The organism is Flavobacterium sp. Leaf82, from assembly GCF_001422725.1.
Classification (GTDB): Bacteria; Bacteroidota; Bacteroidia; order Flavobacteriales; family Flavobacteriaceae; genus Flavobacterium.
Genome location: NZ_LMMA01000013.1, coordinates 31574 through 53148, shown reverse-complemented (window position 1 = coordinate 53148; position 21575 = coordinate 31574). Strand labels below are relative to the sequence as shown.

The window sequence follows — 21575 nt, the reverse complement described above, 5'->3', positions numbered from 1 at the left end:
TTTTTATCATATGCTTAAAGAAATTGGATAGTAGTTTTTGATATCCGCGTGTTCTCTTTCGATTCTTCTTGCCAAAGCATCAAATTCAATTTTAAAGCCCATAGGATTGCTGATCCATTCTTTAGAATTTTGTGCTGTTTGAGAGTCTATAAGATTTACTTTTTCGTTCATTTGTCTTGCCAGTACATTTAGTCTAAGGGTACGTTCCAGACTGATCATGTACATCATAGCCGTTTCTATGCTTTCTCCACAGGCAATTGCTCCATGATTAGCCAGAATGGCAACGTTTTTATCTCTCAGCTTTTGAGCTAATTTAATGGCACGGTCAGTTGTATTAACAGGACCATCGAATTCGTTATACAGAACATAATTATCATAAAACATACAGCTGTTCTGGTCAAGCATCAGGATTTCAGGTTTTTCCAGCGATGAAAAAAGCGTTCCCCAGGGAGAGTGTGTATGCACGATACAGTTGGCTTCTCTACTGGTATTATGTATTTCTGAGTGTATGCAGAATCCTGCTACATTAATAGGATATTCTCCTTCAATAACTTCTCCTTCGTTGTTTACCAATATCAGATTATCCGGTGTTATTTCGTCGAATAATATCCCGAAAGGATTTACCCAAAACAGGTTTTTCTCGTTGGGTACTTTCATACTAATATGCCCGCTGATACTTCCTTCATCAAGCTGAAGACTTCTCAGCATTCTGCACGATAAAGCCAGTTTATATTTAAGCATTGCCTTACTGTCTCCGTACTTAGATTCGTTGGTGATAAAGAAAGATGCTGTATTTTTTCTGGCTTCAGTTACTTTTTTTGTGGCTGAGGCTTTTACATAGTTGCTAATATTATCTTCTTCAGACATCGATACAAAAAGCTGTCTTGCTCCGTCGTAAGAATCACGTCCATGAGTGAAGTTAATATTATCCATCATCAAAAGATCACCTTTGTCCCAATCAAACCTGAAAGCTACATCGTCGTAAGCTTGTCTTATCACCTCCAAATCATTAATTGATATGGCTGTACCATCTCCATAATAACTATTTCGCGGAAGATTGTCTATTCCGTAAGCATCTATCAAATAGCTATACACATCACTATCCAGGTTACTGTAGTGAAAAAGATGTGCCTGATTGAACCATATTTTTTTATTAGTAGCTTTATCAAGAAGTGTCGCCTGTGCAACGTAATCAATTCGAAGTCTGGTCTGATCAATTTGTGTAAGGTTCATATGATGCTCCTTACAATATTTTTCTACTTCTTTTATGTCTGATGTTCCGAAAAAGGTTTCCCATGGAATATCCATTTCCTGGCTAAAATTTCGAACATACATTACGCCTCCTTTGTCTTCAAATCTTTTGGTAATTTCAGCCGGGATTTTATTATAAACAGCCGAACTATTGCAAATAGGCGTACAACCGCCAATTTCAGAAGGACGTTCACAATAAAAAAAGAGCTTTTTTGGCCATGACTTAGAGTACGAATGCTCATTATGCTGAGGTATGGACTGTTCTTTTGGATACTCTGTAGAAGTATATATCTTATCTTCCAGTCTCGTTCTTGGAGAAGAAGGTTCTGCATACTCCAAAGCACCTCCTGAGGACAAGTTGTCTACAACTAAAGAAAATTCTGTTTTGGAGGTAAAGCTTTTAAATTTTCTAAATAGAATGATTCTGTTTTTTTCATATATTTCATTTACAAAATCATTATTTTTTGCCAGCCAGCTTTCCAGTTCATTATCTTCAACCGAGGTTATAACGGCTATTTTTGTGTAGTCATTACCAACTATTTCAAACTTTATATTTTTAGGATATTTATCACTGATTTCCTTAGGCTGGATATTGATAAGGCTGTTAAAACTATTTTCCATATTCGTGGTATTTATTTGTTTATATTATTTAAGAAGTCCACAATGATCTGTTCTTATTTCTTTTCTCTATTTTCTTTTTTAAGCTTATTTATTAATGGTATTTTTTTTCTTGATTGAGCTCAACACGTATTTCAGATATTTTCAGATAAGATTTCTTTATTGTTTAGTGCTTCCGGTATAGCCACATTTTTGATAAAATCAATAACAAAGTTTTCAAATTCTTTGTTTAAAGAAAAATTATATTCGTTAGCTACAAGAGTTGAAAATTTTTGATATAATTCAGCTGTTTTAATTAGTGATTTTTGCATATTTTCTATATTGTCAGATAATAAGGTTCCATATAAATCATCACACGTTTCTTCTCTGCTCCAGTCGTATATTTTTAAACTGCAATAAAAAACATCTGTAGATTTTTCTCTCAGCATTGCCTCCCATTCTATCATTCTTATTAATTCTTTTTTGATGTAATTATCGTAAGTGAGAATGGTAAAATAAAAGTCTTTTCTTATGAGCTTAATTGATGCGGTATAACAGGATTGCCAAAAGAAATTGTAATGTCTAAAAAATAATTTTTCGTCTATTTTTTTATCCGGACTAATCATCCTGGAAAAAGTAATAGTTCTTTCTAATATGTCTTTCAGATTAATTTTATCTACATGAACTTTATATCCTCTTTTTATGGTTTCATAGAATTTTAAAATACTTTTTTCAATACCTTTTTTTAAAAATTTTGGAAGCAGCCACACTAATCCAATATCTTTTAATTTTAAATAATAGCTTATCAGCTTGATTTTTTTAATATCAATAATGGTTAAATCATACATTAAGCCATTCTCTAAAACTACTTTGTTTTTATCGACACCTTCCTGAAGATCTTTGAAGATCCTTATGGAGAGAATCTTTCCCAACGGATCAATCCAGGAGCGATTTGTATTGTCTAAATATTTTTTAGGATTGTTAGTAAATAGGTATAAGTCAATATCTGAAAACTGATCTATAGAATTTTGAGAAAAACTGCCTATAGAAATCAATGAAATAATATCTTGATTATTAGATAATAATAATTGAATCCCTTTATTTATTTTATCTATTCGTTCTAATTTATCCATAATAATTAGTCTATTCGTTCTTTAATTTCATCTGAACCAGTTTCTCTTTTTCTTTGTTTTTTTAATTTGTTATTTCCAAAATTATAAGTAAACGTTAGCCTTACAACTCGTGGCTCATAACTATAAAGAACATAAGACCTGTTCAAATTGTCTATAGATTCAAAACTATAATCACGTCCAAAAATGTCACTAAAACTCAATTGGATTCTGCTATCCCATTTTGGGATTTTTTTATCTATACTTAAATTTACTCTCTGAAAATCATTTATATAACTTACTCCGGATATTCTTTTTGAATTATAGGAAGCAAATACCTGAATAGAAAAGTCTTTTGGCAATGTGAAGTTTTGAGAAGTTCTTAAAACATAAAATGTATCATCATCTTTTTTATCATCCATTTTTTGATCTAAATAGGATAATTGAAGGTTATTTTGCATATCCCACCAATCTGCGATCTTAAATGGAAAGGACAGAGAAAAATTTAAAACCTTCAGATAATCTATATTTAAGGAAGTTAAAACTTGTTGGGTCGTGTTATCTGGAAATATGGCTTGTGATCTGGCTATTGCGTTTTTTTCAATTGTATACTCTAGCGATACTAAATATTTTTTATATTGATAATTCGTTGAAAATGCATTACTAATAGATGGCTTAAGCTCGATGTTACCAAAATAATACGTATTTGGGTCCAGAAATAAAACAAAGGGAGCCAAATCAAAATAAGTAGGTCTTGCAATTCTTCTTCCATAAGAAAATTGCAAAGTATTGTTCTGATTTAATTTTCTGGATAGAAAAAAAGATGGAAAAAGCTCGCTTAATTTAGAATCGAGAACATTTCCTTTTGTCAATAAGTTCAAATCCTGAGTCGAATATTCGTAACGCAGACCAAGTTTAATATCTGTCTTGTCATTTGCTTTCCAATCCATAGAAGAATAGACCGCAGCTATATTTTCAACTAAATCTGATTTTTCGCTAAATTCTTCATTCCTTATGTATTCACTATTTATTAAATCTTGTACCAGGACTGTATTATCAAGATTTGAATTGGTATATTTTGATCCTAAATCAAATTTTACATTTTTATTTATTTCTTTTGAATAATCTACTTTTCCAACCCAAACATTTACGGGAGTCTTTTTTGTTGCCGAAAAGGTTTCTTTTTTATATTCGGTTCCGCTGGCATCAAAATAAGTGTTTTGGTAATTATTGGGAGCCCCATTATAATAGTTCAAATAGTCAATATCAAAGTTTAAGGATTGTGAATCATCAATTTTCATATTGAAATTAATATTTGTACTAAATAAATCTCTCTGACTATCTTCATCATTAAATAAAACTATTGAAGACATATTACCAGTTGATTCATTAAGTACAGTATTCCCGGATACTTCTTGTTTAAATCTACTCGTATTGCCATTAACAAGCAATCCAAGTGTAGTTTTATTATTTATATAATAATCCAGACCTAATCTTCCGGAATAGCCATTTATTACCGGATATCTGTCGCTAACCGTTTTATTGTAAAAAATATTGTTATCTGATTGTATCGTAGAAGAATTCGTAAATTGTCGGGGATTGTTATTTCTGTCAAAATTTAGATCTCCAAAAAAATTAATGTCCTTTTTTCTGGTATTCCAGTTTATTCCTGCTTTTTCCTTATCTTTTTTTCCATAACCCAATCCTAAAAGAACACCGCCATTTGTTCCCTCAGTATTTTTTTTGATCTGTTTTATATTGATTAATCCACCGGTAAATTCTGCATCATATTTAGATGGTGGGTTTGATATTAATTCAATTTTTTCAATGTCTTTTGCATTGGTGCTGCTTAACATTTGTAAAAGAGATGCAATAGGAACTCTGACTAACTTGTCATTGATCATTATACCTACCTCTGTTTTACCGTTTAACGTTATTGCACTTCCGTTTGAGCCAATATCCACTCCGGGCAATCTTTGTAATACTTCTAAAGCACTTCCGGAAATTCCTATTGGAGTACCCTCAACATTAACTACTAAACGATCGGTCTTTTGAACCATTTGTTGTTTTTTTGTTGATATAACAACTTCCTTTAAAAGATTATCTGTTACCAATATAATTGGGCTAATGTTCAGATCTTTATTTTCTATAATGATATCTGTTTTATATTCCTGAAAAGACAAAGCAGAAACTATTAAAATATAATTGCCATTTTTTATGTTCTTAATACTAAATGTACCATCATTACCTGATTGAACAGGACTAATCTTTACGGTATCATTTACTGCAATAATTTCAATTTTTGCCAATGACACAGCTATTTCCTTATTATCTTTTATACTACCCGATATATTATATTGCGCGATACAATTTGTGGAAATAATAAATAAAAAAATAATCGATAGTATACGTTTCATATGTTTGATATTCTGATTTAAAAGTTAAAATTGATTTCGATGTTTTGCTTAAGTTCTTTTTCTTTTTCTAATAAAATGTCATAATCTGCTAATTTATCTTCAGGACTATTTATGATTTCTTTTATGATTTTTTTAAACTTTTCAATTATAATTGTAATATTATTGAGCGAATAATAATCTGAATTGTACTCTAAGGCACAGCATAATTTATCTTCATCATGATAAAAATTAAAAGTTAAAGGAAATCGGCTGACTTTGTGTTTATATTGAACCAGTTTTGTTTCCACTGCATTAAATCCTGAAATATTAGTTAATGAAAAATCCGGATTTTGATATGCAATCATTACATCGAACAATTGTGAATTTTTAGTTTGTAATGTTGTAAAAGGGAAATTTGAATACTGGAATGAATCAATAATTTTTTGATTTATATTATGAGATACCTCTTTAAAAGTATCATCTTCATTTATCATAAATCTTAACGGAATTGTATTTACAAACATCCCAATGCATGGAAATAAATCTGTAGAATTTCGACCGGAATTCACCGTGCCAATGCAAATATCCTTATGCATTGAATACTTATGTATAAAAGAGCCTACTAATGAAATTAATATGGAGTATAGAGTTAGATTAAAAGTGTCTGCTAATTTAACCAGCTTTGTTTTTTCATTGGCAGCAATTAAAAAATGAACCTGATTGCCATTAAATGAAACTTCATCATGCTTTAAGTCTTTTAAAAATGAATCTTTGGCCTGATATCCTTTCAATTCTTTAGCCCAATAAATGTTAGCATTTTCATCTAAAGGCTGATTATTTATCCATTCTGAATAATCTTTGAACTGAAATGGTAATGGATTGATTTTATATTCTTTACCTTCAGACAACTGATTGTAAATAACCATCAATTCTTTTATAAATATTTCAACAGACCATCCATCCATAATAATGTGGTGTGTCGAAAATAACAAATACTGTGTCAATTCATCTGTTACAAGATGATATAACCTTACTAATAAGTCTTTCTCTAATTCAAATTCTTTATATAAAATTGAAGCTGCAACAGTATCAAATTCTTCACTTTCTACCTCAATAGTTTTCAATTCGAAATTTATTTCACCGGCAGGTTTAATTTTTTGTTTAGGAATTCCTTCTAATGCAAAAAAGTTAGTTCTTAAACTCTCCTGTTTATAAATAACACACGATAGCGCCTGATTCAGTGTAGAAATATTAAGACTGCCCTGAATTTCATAAATAGCATTCATATTGTATGCTATCGATGCTTCAGTTCGCTGAGATGCTATCCATATATTTTTTTGTACAGGAGTAAGATCATAAAACTCTTTCTCTGTAGCTGTAGAAATTGTATTAGATATATTTTCCTTAGACGTATTTTCGATTAATGTTCCTATAGATTTAATAGTGGGATTAATAAAAATATCTTTTTGAGACAAGTTACAGGCAAATAACTCATTTATCTCATATATTATTCGAACTGCATTTAAAGAATGCCCGCCTAGTTTAAAAAAGTTATCCGTGACACTTATCTGATTTACAGGTAGATTCTTCAACCATATTTCAAGCAGCTTTTCTTCTGTTTCAGTTTGTGGCAATACTACCTCATCCAGACTATAACTTATGTTTTGGTTTGCCAGTGCTTTTCTATCAATTTTATTGTTGGGCGTTAATGGAAAATTTTCTAATCTAACAATGATTTTGGGCACCATATACTCCGGTAATTCTTTTTGCAGAATTTCGGTAACCAAATCTTCCTGAAATAGATTATTCGTTTTTACAAAAGCAACCAGAAAAGCCTCATCATTTATTTTTTTAGTAATTACGACGGCTTGGTTAATAGTCGGTATTTTAACTAATTTTTCTTCAATCTCGCCTAACTCGATACGATAGCCTCTTATTTTAACCTGAAAATCATTTCTTCCTAAAAATTCGATTTCCCCCTTATTATTCCATTTACCTAAATCTCCGGTGTTATATAGTATTTGGTTATAAGCACTTATATAAGGGAATTTTTCATTTGTTAATTCAGTATTCAAATAGTATCCTTTAGCCTGACCGTGTCCTCCTATATATATATCACCAATTGCACCAATAGAAACTGGATTAAGCCATTGATCTAAAATATAAAAAGAAGTATTATCTATTGGTTTACCAATATTTTTGGCATCACGGGGCTGTACTATTTTTTTAGTACTTGACCAGATTGTTGTTTCAGTTGGTCCATACATATTCCAAACTTCTTTTGAACTATTAATAAGTTTCCCTGCTAATGATTCACTTAGTAAATCTCCTCCACAAAGTATTTTTAGTAACCTATTTCCTTTCCAGCCGGCATGAAACAACATTTGAAAAAAACTTGGAGTTGCCTGTATAATGGTTGGTTTTGTATACTCTATATCTGAAATAACCCTTATTAAATCAGAAAGTATATCGCTCTTAACAATATGTAAAGCTGAACCTGAAATTATTGGCAGAAATAGCTCAAGAATTGAAATATCAAAAGAATAAGTAGTAACTGCATAAAAAATATCTTCAGAAGTAATACCTGGCTCTTTTTGCATACTGCATAAAAAATTGATTAAGGATTTGTGCCCAATTTCAACTCCCTTAGGATTTCCGGTCGAACCGGATGTATAAATTATATATGCCGTATCATCAAAAACCGGCAATGACGTGATATACTTTTCAGCACGAAAATCTTGTATATTTTCTAATATAAATTCTTTAGTATTTTTAAAATCAAAACTAACAGAAAGATCTTTGCTTATAATAATACTTTCACATTTGCTGTTTTCTATAATATATTCCAATCGCTCCTTAGGAAAATTAGGATCAAGAGGAATATAGGGTCTTCCGGATTTAATAACGCCCAACAAGACACATACTAAATTAGCCGATCTGTTTAATAAAACTGCTATTGGCTTTTTTTGCTGCGAATCAATATTTTGAAGAATATAAGTCGCCACTTTATTTGATTCAAAATCTAATTGCGAATAACTTAATTCCTGATCACCATCACTCACGGCTATTTTATCCGGAAATAATTTTACATTTTTCAGGAAAATATCCACGAAGGTCTCAGAAGAATACGAAACACAAGTATTATTAAATTTTTTTATAATTTTTTCTCTTTCGTTTACAGAAAGGTAATTTATATCTTTTATTTTTTGAGATGGATCAATTAATACCTCATGTAGTATATTTTCAAAATGAATGGCAAATTCATCAATATTATAATCGCTAAAGTAACTTACGTTATAATCAAAATCAATTTTCACATCCTCTTCTTCATCAAATTCTCTTATGTAGACCGCTAATGCTACCCTTTCGGCTTCATGGCTTAAAGGAATAACAGTTGTTTTTGTCCCATTAAAATGACTGGAATAGTTTTGTTTTTCGTAAGATAATGTAATATTAAAAAGTCGCTCTGTCTCTTCAAAAATATTTAATGACTGAATGAGTTTACCCAAAGGAAACCTTTGATGTCTGTACTCCTGACGTAGTTTGTTTTTAATTTGTAAAATTAATTCCTGAAAAGAATTATCACAATCCAGTGCCAGACGCAAAGGCGCAATACCCATAAATAGTCCCACCGTTTTTTTAAAACTTGACTTTCCTCTATTTAATACCGGGATACCTATAGACAAATCATCAGTTCTGTAATACCTGGCAAAGTATACATACAAAATCCCCAAAATGATATGAAAAGTAGAAGCATTATGCTTACCGGCCAATTGGTTGATTTGATTGTATACTTCTCTCTTAATGTAAATTTCCTTTCTTTTGCTTTCATTCTTTTTTTCAGAAATCAAAGGAATTAGGGCGTCCGGTAAATTTGAAAATTCTTTAGTCCAAAATTTTTTGTCTTCCAAGAAAGTGTCAGAATCCTGATAATTAATATCATCATGAGCAAAATCGACATAATTAAATGGATAATCAGATAGTATTTTTCCATGTTCTACTATCTCATTATAATTTTGAACCAAACGCTGGAACATTAAAGATGTACCCCAGCCATCTGTAATAATATGATGGTATTTAGAGAATAAATAATATAAATCGTCTTGTACTTTTATTAAAATAAATTTGTGCAGCAGCTCTTTTTTATTCAAATCAAATGGCGTCTGGAAATTTTTACGCATAAATTCCAGAGAAATTCGCTCAGCATCAGCTACATTAGAATAATCAATATACTCTAATTCAGAGTTGTGAATATCAAGTATATAAAAATAAGGGATGTCATTGCTTGAATCTATAATAATTCGGTATGCATCGTGTTGGTTTATTAAATGAATATAGGCATCTCTAAAAACATCTACGTTGATAGTTCCTCTAATTTCAATTTTTGCACCAATATTATATATAGGGTCTTTTGGGTAAAGGATTTGTTCAAAATAAATATCTTGCTGTGGGAGTGTGAGAGAGAAATTATTAATTAATTGTTCCATAAAATAGCTTGACTAAATTCATTTTTTTCTATGCTTATATCTTTTATTATTTTTCCATATTCGAATTTTAAAATCCGATCTGCGTGTTGAAAATAAGCGTCATCATGAGTAACTGCAATGATTGTTTTGCCTTGTTGTTTAAACATTGGTATTAATTTTTCGTAAAAATACTTTCTGAAATAGGGGTCTTGATCTGCTGCCCATTCGTCTAAAATTAGTATTGGGCTTTTTTCAAGCATCGCAAATATCATAGACATTCGTTTACTCTGACCTTTTGAAAATTTTCTTCTGGCAGATGATTCTTCATCGTCAGTAAGTACCTTGTCCAACTCCATTAGTTCTAATAAAGAGATGTATTCCTTATTATTTTTAAGAGAATAGTTGTCATAATTTTGAGAAAAAATATAGTTATCCGTAAATATTACAGATAATAAATTTTGATAATTAGGCGTATTGGATTGAACCTGAATATTATTTAATAAAATTTCACCTGATGAAGGCGTATATAAACCGGTTAGCATATTTATAAAAGTACTTTTACCGCTCCCGTTTCCTCCAATTATAAAAATAGTTTCACCCTTATTTATAGAAAGATTTATTGGCCCTAACCCAAAAGAAGAATTATGCTCGAATCTACATTCTTTAAATTGCAAATTTTCAAAATCAATGACTTGCGATTGTTCCTTTTGTTCTTCAATTTCGTTTGTGTTAATTTCTTTAAAAAAGGATTTTACTCTTTTTATAGCAATTCTAGTCCTAGTGTACATGTTTTGCATTGTAATTAACTTATTTAAAGGTCCTGACATAAATAGTAGTACTGTTACAAAAGAGACCATTTCTTTTGCCTGAATTATGCCAAAGGCGGGAAGTAAAAAAAGGATAACACCAAAAACTACATAAAGCCCGTATTGGCTCAATATATTGATAGCGTTAAAATTATTCGCTAAAAACTTATCTAAATCCTTAGCACCTGTTCTATTGGCAGATACATTATTATATAAGTTGTTTTTTCTTGTTTCACTTATTTTTAATTCCTTGAATCCCTGAATAATATCATGAATGTATTTATTAAAAAAATCATTTTGACTTCTTAAAATACTCAGCTTTTTTGATAATTTTTTACCAACAAGTAAGTACACATAGGCAATCATAGCGATCAGGACAACAATCACTAATGTACTTTTATAGGATAGTATAAATAGATAACCAATACATAACAAGATCATTAATAAAGAATTGAGCGTATTTGTCATAATTCCGGGTAGAAATATAAAAACTCTCATTTCTTCAATAATTCCATATATTCTTTCAGTTCCTAAAGTTTCAAGTTGCTTTAAGGAAGAGTTTTGAAGCTTTTTAGCCAGGAACAATTCATTATCATAAACAAAATTGTAGGTGTAATCAATTATTTTTTTTTGAAAAAAAAGGTTTAACAGATAAGAATAAACAATAAAAGAAAAGAATGTAATTATTAGATAATTCTTAGACTTAAAATTTTCATCTGTAATCGCGATATTTAGTATATATATAATTCCAAGCGTTAATAAGGTATTTACTAATGAATAGAATATTAATAGTAAAATTTTATTTAGATTAATTTTAATCATTTAGTATTTCAATTTAATTACTTTTTCTTTAAACTTTTTTATTACAATTTTGAAATAATAAACACTATCAAAATTATTGTATCGTCAATTTATCATTGTCTTCAATAGGACGTTGCCAATAAAATCCTTCCGTGTTGACAATCCTTTTTTCGCCATGTTTTATTTATTCATGTAATTAAGGAAACTATCAAACACTTGTTTGTTTTTTTGTTGCGTTTTACTCTCCATATACGCTGTATACATTCCTCCAAAAGAATTTAATGAATGTATTTTTTCTTTTTGATTGTGGCTTATCAGAGTTAGAATATGCTTATAACTTTCTACAATTAGATCCATGTATTGAGCGTCAAATAATTCCTTTTTATAATCCAGAGATCCTAAAAGCTTATTTTTTCTAATTCTCATAACAAGACTAAAATCAAATTTTGCAGTAAACTCCTTTGGTGTAAAAATTTCAAGTTTATTTACCTTAATTTTCTCGGCAATATTCTTTAAATCATATAATTCTTCATTAAACACAAATCTTCCCTGAAATAATGCATTCGAATCATTTTTCCCACTCAAATTCAGTTTTACCAACTCTTCCAAAGAAATATTTTGATGATCAATATCCTGCATAATATCATCATTGGTTCTGATCAGCAGGTCAATGAATGTTTCTTCAGGATTGATTGTTGTTTTTATTGGTAATGTATTTACAAAAAAGCCTATGATAGATTCAAATTCTTTTCTGCTTCTTCCGGTAATAGAAGTTCCCAGTACTATATTTTTTTGATCTGAAATATGATGCAATAAAATACTGAAACTTGTTAGTAAAATTGAAAACAGGGAAACATTTTGCTCAATTGAGATTCTTTTTAGCAAAGTAAAAACCTCATCATCAATATAAAAATCAGTGATATTCCCTTCACTTTTGTTATCATTTTTAATAGAGTGCTGATTTTTAATCAGGTTTAATTTCTCTATCCCTCCTTCTAGCCTATTTTTCCAATATTGAACATTTTTATTATGCTCATTATTTTCTTTTATGTCGTTTTGCCATGAAACAAAATCCAGATAGGTATAATCAACTTCTGGCAAACTGTTTTTACTGCTGGTTACAAATGCATTATATATTTCGACCCATTCTTTTATTAAAATATTCAAAGACCATCCATCACTTATAATATGATGCATGACGATAATGACAAAATAAGTATCATTGGGTAATTTAAGTATTGTTAATTTTGATAAAGGGGCAATACTTAAATCAAAACTTGTTAGGTTTTCTTTATTTAAAATTTTTAATAGTTCTTCACTTTCTGGTGTATAATCATAATCTTCAATTTCAATTATTGGCGCTGCCTCATCTTGTATAAATTGTATAGGATTTTCTCCATCAAATTCAAATCTTGTTCTAAAACTATTGTGTCTTTTAATAAGCTCATGATAAGAATTTATAAAATCTTTGATACTAAAAGTTCCTTCAATCTGTAATGCTGTCGAAATATTATAAGCGCTGGATTCTGTTTCATCCTGACTTAAAATCCATAATCTTCTTTGATTACTGGATAATAATGATACGTTTTTTTGGGATTTTTCTATTGTCAGGTTCGAATTATATTTCAAATCGAGCCCGCTAATAAATTTACTCAGACTTCTGACAGTTGGTTTACTAAAAATATCTTTTAGTTTTAAATCCAGAATAAGTTTTTTATTTATGGAATTTATATATTGTATAGCCAATAAACTATTTCCGCCCAATTCAAAAAAGTTATCGGTAACACAGATAGAATCTCTTTTAAAAAGTTCTATTAAAGTAGCAACAAGTGTTTGCTGTAATTCATTTTCCGGAAGGACAATTTCGTTACTCTCTTTTATACTTTCTATTTTTGGTAGCCTTTTTTTATCTATTTTACCATTAGAAGTCATCGGTAATGATTCCATTCTCACTATTAAGGCAGGAATCATATATACAGCCATTTTTTGGGTCAGATATTCTTTAAATTCATCTTCTTCATATCCTTCTTTAGTTACTAAATATGCTATTAGTATATTTTCTGAATTTGAATTTTTATCGACTTTTACACAACTTTCTTTTATGTATTTATTCTTGGCTATCACTACTTCGATATCTCCAAGTTCAATCCTGTTTCCTTGTATTTTTACTTGTCCGTCTTTTCTTCCTATGAATTCAATATTTCCTTCAGGCAGCCATTTGACTAAGTCTCCGGTATCATACATTCTTTCACCAATAACAAAAGGATTATCTATAAATTTAACCTTCGTAAGATCAGGATTGTTTAAATAACCATTAGAAACTCCTGACCCTGAAATATAGAGATTTCCAATAATCCCTATAGGCAGCGGAATTAAATCTTCAGTCAGAACATAAGCATATGAGTTTGAAAAAGTACGTCCCAAAGGGGTTCTGTCATGTAATGGTTTATCATTCACAGAATAAATAAGTTTTCCTATAGTTGTTTCTGTAGGACCATAATGATTAACAATCTTTAATTCATTATTTACTTCTTTTATCTTTTCTATGATACCTCTTGACAGTTCTTCTCCTCCAAAAATAATCATTTTATTAGGCAGCAAAAGATTATTGCCATTCACTAATGCTTTCCAAAAAGTAGGTACTATTTTAATACAGTCAATATCGTTTTGATCCAAATACTGATGGACATATTCGATGTTTCTTAAAGAATCCTTAGATAACAAATGCAATGTTTTACCATAAATTAAGGAACTATATAAAATTGTATTACCTAAATCTGTTGACAAGGAAGACATTAGTAAAAAAGTTTTAGCCTGATCGATTTGAATTCTAAAATTCAGACCATAAAAATAATCTACCAAATTCTGTTGATTCACCATTACTCCTTTTGGAGAACCTGTGGTTCCGGAAGTATATATTAAATACGCTAAATTATCTGGTGTTGTATTATTAATATTTAATTCTTTTTCTTGTGAAAATGGGTTGCCATTTTTATTGTTTAATGCGATGATTTGAATATTGTGATTTGCAAAAATCCCTAAATCAGCATCATTGGTTACAACAAAATTAGCCTTGGTATCTTTTATTATGTATGCAGCTCTTTCCTCAGGTATGTCAGCATCTAGCGGCACATATACGCCTCCGGATTTCATGATTCCCAGTAAAGCCACAATCGACATACTCATATGCGAATTGTAACAAAGCAAAACAAAATCTCCTTTCTTTAGCCCATTGCTTAAAAGGTAATTCGCTAGTTGATTTGCTTTTTCATTAATCTCTTTATAGGTGAGTTCATCATCATCAAAAACAACGGCAATAGTATCAGGAACATTTTTAGCCTGCTCTTCAAATAAATCTATAAGTGTTTTATTCTTAGGATAATCAACCGATATATTATTAAATCCAACCAAAAGTTCTTGTCGCTCCTCCGCTGTTAGAAAATCCATTTCTTCGACAGGCTTTTCTGGTTGTTCTAATGATTTTGTTAGAATATTTTCAAAATGAGAAAACATTTTTTCAATCATTAATTGATCATAAATATCTGAATCATAATTTATTAACAAGGTTAAAACATCTGATTCCGAAAAAGTAAAAGTGATATCAAATTTAGAATTCTTGCTTTCAAATTCATAATTTTCTATTTGTAAACCCGTTAATTGTTGTTCATTAACAAGACTTTTTACTTGTTTTTGATTTTGTAATACAACTAAAACATCAAATAAAGCAGAACGACTAGTGTCTCTCTTTAAATTCAATTCGGCCAACAGCGCATCAAACGGATAATTTTGATGTTCATAAGCCTCCAAAAGAATATTTTTTTCTTTGTTTAATAAATCAAGAAAGCTGTTTTTCTCCTCAAATTGGGTTCGTATCGCTAAAGTATTTAAAAATAATCCCATTTGGTTTTCCAAATCCGGATGCTCTCTTCCTGCTATCGGGGTTCCAATTATAATATCACTTTGGCCAGTATAACGATGCAGTAAGGCATTTATTCCAGCCATTAGCGTCATAAATAAGGTTGCATCATGCTCTTTTGAAAAGGTTTTCAATTTATTTAGAAATTCTTTAGAAAAGATGTGTATTAGGCTATTTCCATTATAAGTACGAACCAATGGGCGCGTTTTAAAACTTGGCAGATCTAGTACCGGTAATTCTCCGGCAAACTGTTGTAACCAAAATGCTTTAGATTCCTGGCTTTTTTGCTGTTGTAATACTTCATCAAGCCAAACTGAATAATCTTTATATTGAATGTTTAATTCAGGCAGATTAGGCTCTATTCCTTGCATTAACGAATTATAGATTTTTACAATTTCTGATACCAATAACTCTGTCGACCATCCATCGCCAATAATATGATGCATCGACAAGAAAAATACAAATTCATCTTCTTTCAATTTAACTAGACTTGCTCTTAACAATCCAGCTTGCTCTAAATTAAAAGCAATTGCGTTGTTTTTCTGTAAATAGTCAAATACTAGGATTTCATCCTTTTCGGATGTAAAATCCTTTTCTGTTATATTAAAATTAATTTCTTCCGTCGGTACTATAAACTGACGAACTTCTCCTTCTTCATTCGTTTTAAAATAGGTTCTCAGTATTTCATGGCGCTGGATTAAAAATGCAAAGGATTCTTTAAATTTAATTTTATCGATATCTCCTTTTAATTTTACTACTGCAGGCATATTATAAGCCAAAGAACCACCTTCTAATTGACTTAATATCCATAATCTGTGTTGAGATTTGGTTATAGGATATGATGCTTTCTCTGCGGCCTTAGGAATGGAAGCAAAATCTTGTTTATGTAATTTTTGACTAATTTCTTCAATTGTTGGGCTTGAAAAAAATTCTTTAAAAGTTATGCCTTGATGGAGTTCTCTATGTATTCTATTGATAACTTGTCCTATGATTAGACTGTTTCCTCCCAAATTAAAGAAGTTATCTGTAATTCCTATTTTTTCAATTCCTAAAACGTCTTGCCAAATTGCTGCTAATTTATCTTCCGTTTCATTTCTTGGAGCTGCATATTTACCTCTAATAATATCATCTCCGGTAACAGAAGGCAACGCTTTTCTATCAACCTTGCCATTAGAGGTTACAGGAATACTGTCTAAAGCAATATAGAAATTAGGAATCATATATTCTGGAAGTTTTTCCTGTAGATAATGACGGATTTCTATTTTATCAATTTTCGATTCCGAAACATAATAAGCTACTATTACCTTCTCTTTATTTACTTCTTTAATCTCAACGATTACATTTTTTATTGCATTTGAATATTGAAATAAATGCGTTTCTATCTCACCCAATTCTATTCTGAAACCACGAATTTTTACCTGGTGATCTTTTCTTCCAATATATTCAATGTTACCATCAGGAAGCCATTTTGCTAAATCTCCTGTATCATACATCTTTGTACCATGAATAAAAGGGTTATTGATAAATTTTTCGTCTGTAAGCTCTTTTTTATTTAGATAACCTCTGGCAACACCAACCCCGGCAATGTATAGTTTACCAACAGCACCAATAGGTTTTAAAGATAAATTTTCGTCGAGAATATATAAACTGATATTATCAATAGGTTTGCCTATAGGAACAGAATGAATGTTATGTTGCTCAGCACAATCATAATAACTTACATCGATACTTGCTTCTGTTGGACCATAAAGATTCATCAAAGAAATATCTGATAACTCACTATAAAAAAACTCTCTTTGATGTAATGTTAGTGCTTCACCACTTACAAATACTTGTTTTAAGCTTTTTATACGCTCTTTTTCATTTGGATTTTCCTTAATGTATTCTAAAAAAACGGATAACATTGCAGGAACAAAATGTATTACTGTGACATGATTTTCATGTATATTTTTTATTAATTGAGCAGGGTCTTTTTCTACTCCGGATTTAGCAACAGAAAGTTTTGCTCCATAGATAGCCCACCATACTAATTCCCAAACGGAAACATCAAAAGAATATGTAGTTTTTTGAATAAGCGTTTCACCAGAATACAATTGATATGCTTTTTGCATCCAGGTTAATCTATTCACTAAAGAAGTATGTTCGATCATTACTCCTTTAGGATTTCCTGTTGTTCCTGAGGTATAAATTATATATGCTAAATCTTTGGTAGAATTGATTTTAGCTAAATTTAAATTTGTGTATTTTTCCCTTTCATTATAGAAAATTCCGTATTCGGTTTCATCAATAATAATTTTACTTTGGGTATCATTTTCTATATAATCAATCCTGTCCTGAGGATAATTAGGATCAATGGGAACATAAGCTGCACCAGATTTTAAAATCCCAAATATAGAGACAATCATCCGTTCGCTTCTTTCTAATTTTATACCTATCAGATCATCAGGTTGAATATTGTATTTTTCTCTTAAATAAGCTCCCAACTGATTGGTTATTTCATTAAGCTCTTTATATGTAAGTTCCTTTGCTTCAAAAACAACCGCTACATTGTTGGGTGCTTTTTCTACCTGCTCTTCAAATAACTCAATTATCGTTTTGTTGTCTGGATAATCGATAGCAGTATTGTTAAAATCAAATAGTAATTGATGCTTTTCTTCTGAGCCTAATAAATCAAAGTCATTACTGTCGCTATTAATAAATTCCTGAAGATGAACTAAAATTTTCGTAAAACCGGAGCCTAAATGTTGTATTAATGACTTCTCAACAAAATCGTCATTGAAATAAATTACTAATTCTAATGCTTCATTGGTTATATTAAATTTTAATAAAACACCTTTGCACTTATCCGCACCAATCGACTCATCATTTAAACTAATTCCAAAGTGAGAATAAGAATCTAAACCCAAATAGTCTAAATCATTCACCGCATAAGTCAATTTATTTTGAACTTCTTCTGATATGGTTTTTAAATACTCCTTAAAAGATTTGTTTAATGAATGGGTATGGTCTTCCAAAAAGAAAGGATTAGAATCTTTATTGCCTATTAAAGAGTTGTAAGAGGTAATAATGCCTGTATAATTATAAAAATATTTGTATAATAATATAGAATATACAGTAGTAATTATTGAGAATTGTGAAAGACGATTATTATTCGATATCTTTTGTAAATACCATAAGTCTTCCAATTCAATTGTGTATTTAAATGAATTAACTTCTTTATTTGATGGAAAAATCAGCTCTTTATCCTTAATGTTACTATTCCAAAAAAGCTCTGCAATTTTATCAATATTCTCCATGAAACTTCTAATATTTTATTTATCGGGTGTATTTTTTTATATAATGGATTAAAATAAAACCCCTCTATTTTATGTTCATTTTTTTTTTAGTAATTCTAAATCAAAAAATGATAATTAGTACATATTATATAAAGGTTAATTATTCCTAACAAATTCATTAATAGCGTATAAATTTTATTATGATATAACACAAAAATAACATAGTGTTTAGTAAAAAATTACGGACTTTTTAGGTAAAACTTACGGGTTATTCTTACCTGTTTCATTTTTTTAGTGATATATAAAAAAACATCTATAAAATAAAAAGACAGTTCTGATTCAAAAAATCAAGTTTATTAAAATCTATTCATCTCTTTGATTTTAAAATTCTTAGTGAAAAATAATCATGCTGTTTTTTTATTAGAATTAAAATTTCCCTAATCAGAACACAAACTTTCGCCTTCAAAATCTATTTTTTCGCAAGAAATATTAACAGGTAAACTTTACCAAAAATGTTCAGAAATTATGAGTTTGCTAATTGCGTTCAAAATAAATTAGGTTTATCTTACCTAAAATATTGTCTTTTTTTATGTTTAGTCATACTTTTTTTGCGGTTTTTAAAAAGCAATCCTTAACCAAATTAAATGCAAGTCGTTAAAAAACAGCACATTAATTAATTATTAACAAATAACAGAATAAAATTGTTTTTTATAAACAATGGAGGTATGGCCAATTTAGAAGTTCGTAGAAAGTACTTTTTAAAAAGCACCAGATAGCAAAAAAAGTAAAATAAATTACACCACAAATTTAAATCGATGTAATACGAATTTCATAAAGAAAGTGAATTATTGATAGATTCGAGAGTAATCCAATCACAAGTAGAATTTATCGAAAGATTTAACAATCAGAACAACATTAAAAATAAAAGTGCAGCAAGAGACAATGCAACTTAATTGCATAAATATAATTTATCCTGCACACTATTCTAAATTAAATGATTCCCCAATACAGAAAATAAATAATTACTAATATAAAAGAAAATGCTATAGAAAAAACTACTTCTATGTATGGTATGATCTTTATTTTAAACAGTAAGTATAATACACTAATAATTGTTGTTCCAATGAATATATAATTTAAAATAAATAAAAAATTATATTTTTCGGGCAATCCAAATAGTAGAATATAAAAATTATAGTTAGAGGTTTGAAAAATAGCCCAAACTAAACCAAATACCACAATCATTGCTAACAATGAATTTGCTATAAATAGGTATTTCAATATATTCAACTCTTTATTCTTATTTCTAAAAATTGAAAAACCACAGTATAAAAATGTACCAAAAATTATTATTGTTGCAATAATCAATGGGGATATAAATAACAGGACTGGTTTATTTATACTTTTTGCCAGTTTAGATATTCCACTATTATATTTAATATTAGAAATAAATTCAATTTGACTTAATTTTTCTTTTACTTCAGGGTTCTTATCTGGTGTCTTAATAAAACGTTCTACAATACCCTTTCCTGCTTTTGAAAAACTTGTTCCATGACCATATGGCATTTCAAATAGAAAACCATTTTTATATTTTTTTGCAATTTCTTTACCGTTACTTAAAGGCGTGATCGGATCATATTTTCCAGCAAAAATCAAAGCTTTAATTTGATTGTTTTTTTGTACTGAATCGTTTATTTTATTTGCGCCAATTTCCCATTCTTCACAAACAGACAAGTCCGATCGATAAAATAATATTCCTCCTTTGTTTTTTGTGAATGCAACAGCATTTTTACCATATTCCTCAATACTTTTATCTGTAAACCCATCATTACATGAAACACAATAATAAGTTCCAAAATCTCTTTTTAATGCCTCAGAAAAAGCATCTACTAAATTGACCAATATAAATTTGTCTTCTTTATAAAAACTTTTTATTATTAAAGGAATCAGTTCAATTAATTGTTTATTATAAAGAGATTGATGAATAATTATCTTAAAATCGTCAGCATTATAGGTAAACTTTCCTGTTTGAACAATAGCTTTATCAACATCTACTTCTACCCCTTTTTTACTCAGTTTATTAATTACTGAATAATATTTTGACTCTAAATCAGGGTACTTTTCTTTACTTTCCTTAAAAAGAGTATTCAGACTATTGATATAATTAAAAGTATTATTTTTATAATATTCATTAATATTATTAATAGGAGAATCTAGAATAATACCTTCAAAATCATTTGGGAATTGATTTGAATAAACTTGTGCGATGTAAGTACCATAAGATATTCCATAAACAAACCATTTATTTATGGCTAATGATTTTTTTAATGCATGTAAATCTTTTGAAATGTTTAAACTATTATATGATTTTATATCTATCCCTTTTTCAATAAGGTCATTTTTACATTGTTCTGAAACATTGACAATTTCATTAATATCTTTAGTTGTATTATTATTTTCGGCAAGCACTTGCAAGATATCTTCTCCAAGCTTAGGGCAAAGACTAGGTTCAGAAAAACCAGTACCTCTTAAATCAACAAGTATAATATTTGCTTCATTTCTTAGAGGATGATTTAACCATTTTTTGATAGCGCCTATACACCAACCGCCAGGACCGCCAGAAATATGAACTACGTTTTTATTTGATTTTTTTAAACTCGGTAATACAGCTACAGCTAGTTTTATAGTTTTATTTGAACTGGTATTTTCCCAATTTTCAGGAACATTTAGGTTATACCATTTTATATTTTGGTTATTTACTTCTTTCCAGTCTGGAAAATAACTTGTAGCATTTTGAAGTTGATATGTGATATTTGGAATTTGCGCATTTATTTGTGAAAAAAAATAAAAAAAAATGATGCAAATAAATAGTTGTTTAGTGTCAAGTTTAATTCCCATTCGTTTATTTAAAATAATATCTAAATTTAGCTAATCTTAATTATTGTGTTTGTCTTGAAA

The 21575-nt window shown here is 29.4% G+C and carries 7 protein-coding genes; all 7 read right to left on the bottom strand.

The genetic code is table 11. From position 1 onward, the window contains the following. Positions 1-6: 6 nt before the first annotated feature. On the bottom strand, positions 7-1872 hold the full coding sequence (locus ASF10_RS11320; protein WP_056249070.1) for a class II aldolase/adducin family protein: 1866 nt from the start codon (positions 1870-1872) through the stop codon (positions 7-9). Positions 1873-2003: 131 nt separating this feature from the next. Then, positions 2004-2981 carry an aminoglycoside 6-adenylyltransferase gene (locus tag ASF10_RS11315; RefSeq protein ID WP_056249067.1) on the bottom strand — a complete coding sequence of 326 codons (978 nt, stop codon included), beginning with the start codon at positions 2979-2981 and terminating at the stop codon, positions 2004-2006. Between the two features lie 5 nt (positions 2982-2986). Beyond that, entirely contained in the window at positions 2987-5374 is a 2388-nt protein-coding gene (locus ASF10_RS11310) for an outer membrane beta-barrel family protein (RefSeq protein ID WP_056249063.1), read from the bottom strand. A gap of 17 nt (positions 5375-5391) precedes the next feature. Beyond that, positions 5392-9840 carry a non-ribosomal peptide synthetase gene (locus tag ASF10_RS11305; protein WP_056249060.1) on the bottom strand — a complete coding sequence of 1483 codons (4449 nt, stop codon included), beginning with the start codon at positions 9838-9840 and terminating at the stop codon, positions 5392-5394. Then, positions 9828-11447, bottom strand: a complete 1620-nt coding sequence (locus ASF10_RS11300) for a cyclic peptide export ABC transporter (RefSeq protein WP_056249059.1) — start codon at positions 11445-11447, stop codon at positions 9828-9830. The genes ASF10_RS11305 and ASF10_RS11300 overlap by 13 nt, the downstream gene beginning before the upstream one ends. A gap of 159 nt (positions 11448-11606) precedes the next feature. Beyond that, complete coding sequence (locus tag ASF10_RS11295) at positions 11607-18638, bottom strand: non-ribosomal peptide synthetase (protein ID WP_056249056.1); 7032 nt, start codon at positions 18636-18638, stop codon at positions 11607-11609. A gap of 969 nt (positions 18639-19607) precedes the next feature. Continuing rightward, entirely contained in the window at positions 19608-21515 is a 1908-nt protein-coding gene (locus ASF10_RS11290; RefSeq protein ID WP_056249053.1) for an alpha/beta fold hydrolase, read from the bottom strand. Positions 21516-21575: the final 60 nt, after the last annotated feature.

Coding starts and splice junctions, on each gene's coding strand:
- ASF10_RS11320 (WP_056249070.1), bottom strand. CDS start 1,872: ATGGAAAATAGTTTTAACAGCCTTATCAATATCCAGCCTAAGGAAATC.
- ASF10_RS11315 (WP_056249067.1), bottom strand. CDS start 2,981: ATGGATAAATTAGAACGAATAGATAAAATAAATAAAGGGATTCAATTA.
- ASF10_RS11310 (WP_056249063.1), bottom strand. CDS start 5,374: ATGAAACGTATACTATCGATTATTTTTTTATTTATTATTTCCACAAAT.
- ASF10_RS11305 (WP_056249060.1), bottom strand. CDS start 9,840: ATGGAACAATTAATTAATAATTTCTCTCTCACACTCCCACAGCAAGAT.
- ASF10_RS11300 (WP_056249059.1), bottom strand. CDS start 11,447: ATGATTAAAATTAATCTAAATAAAATTTTACTATTAATATTCTATTCA.
- ASF10_RS11295 (WP_056249056.1), bottom strand. CDS start 18,638: ATGGAGAATATTGATAAAATTGCAGAGCTTTTTTGGAATAGTAACATT.
- ASF10_RS11290 (WP_056249053.1), bottom strand. CDS start 21,515: ATGGGAATTAAACTTGACACTAAACAACTATTTATTTGCATCATTTTT.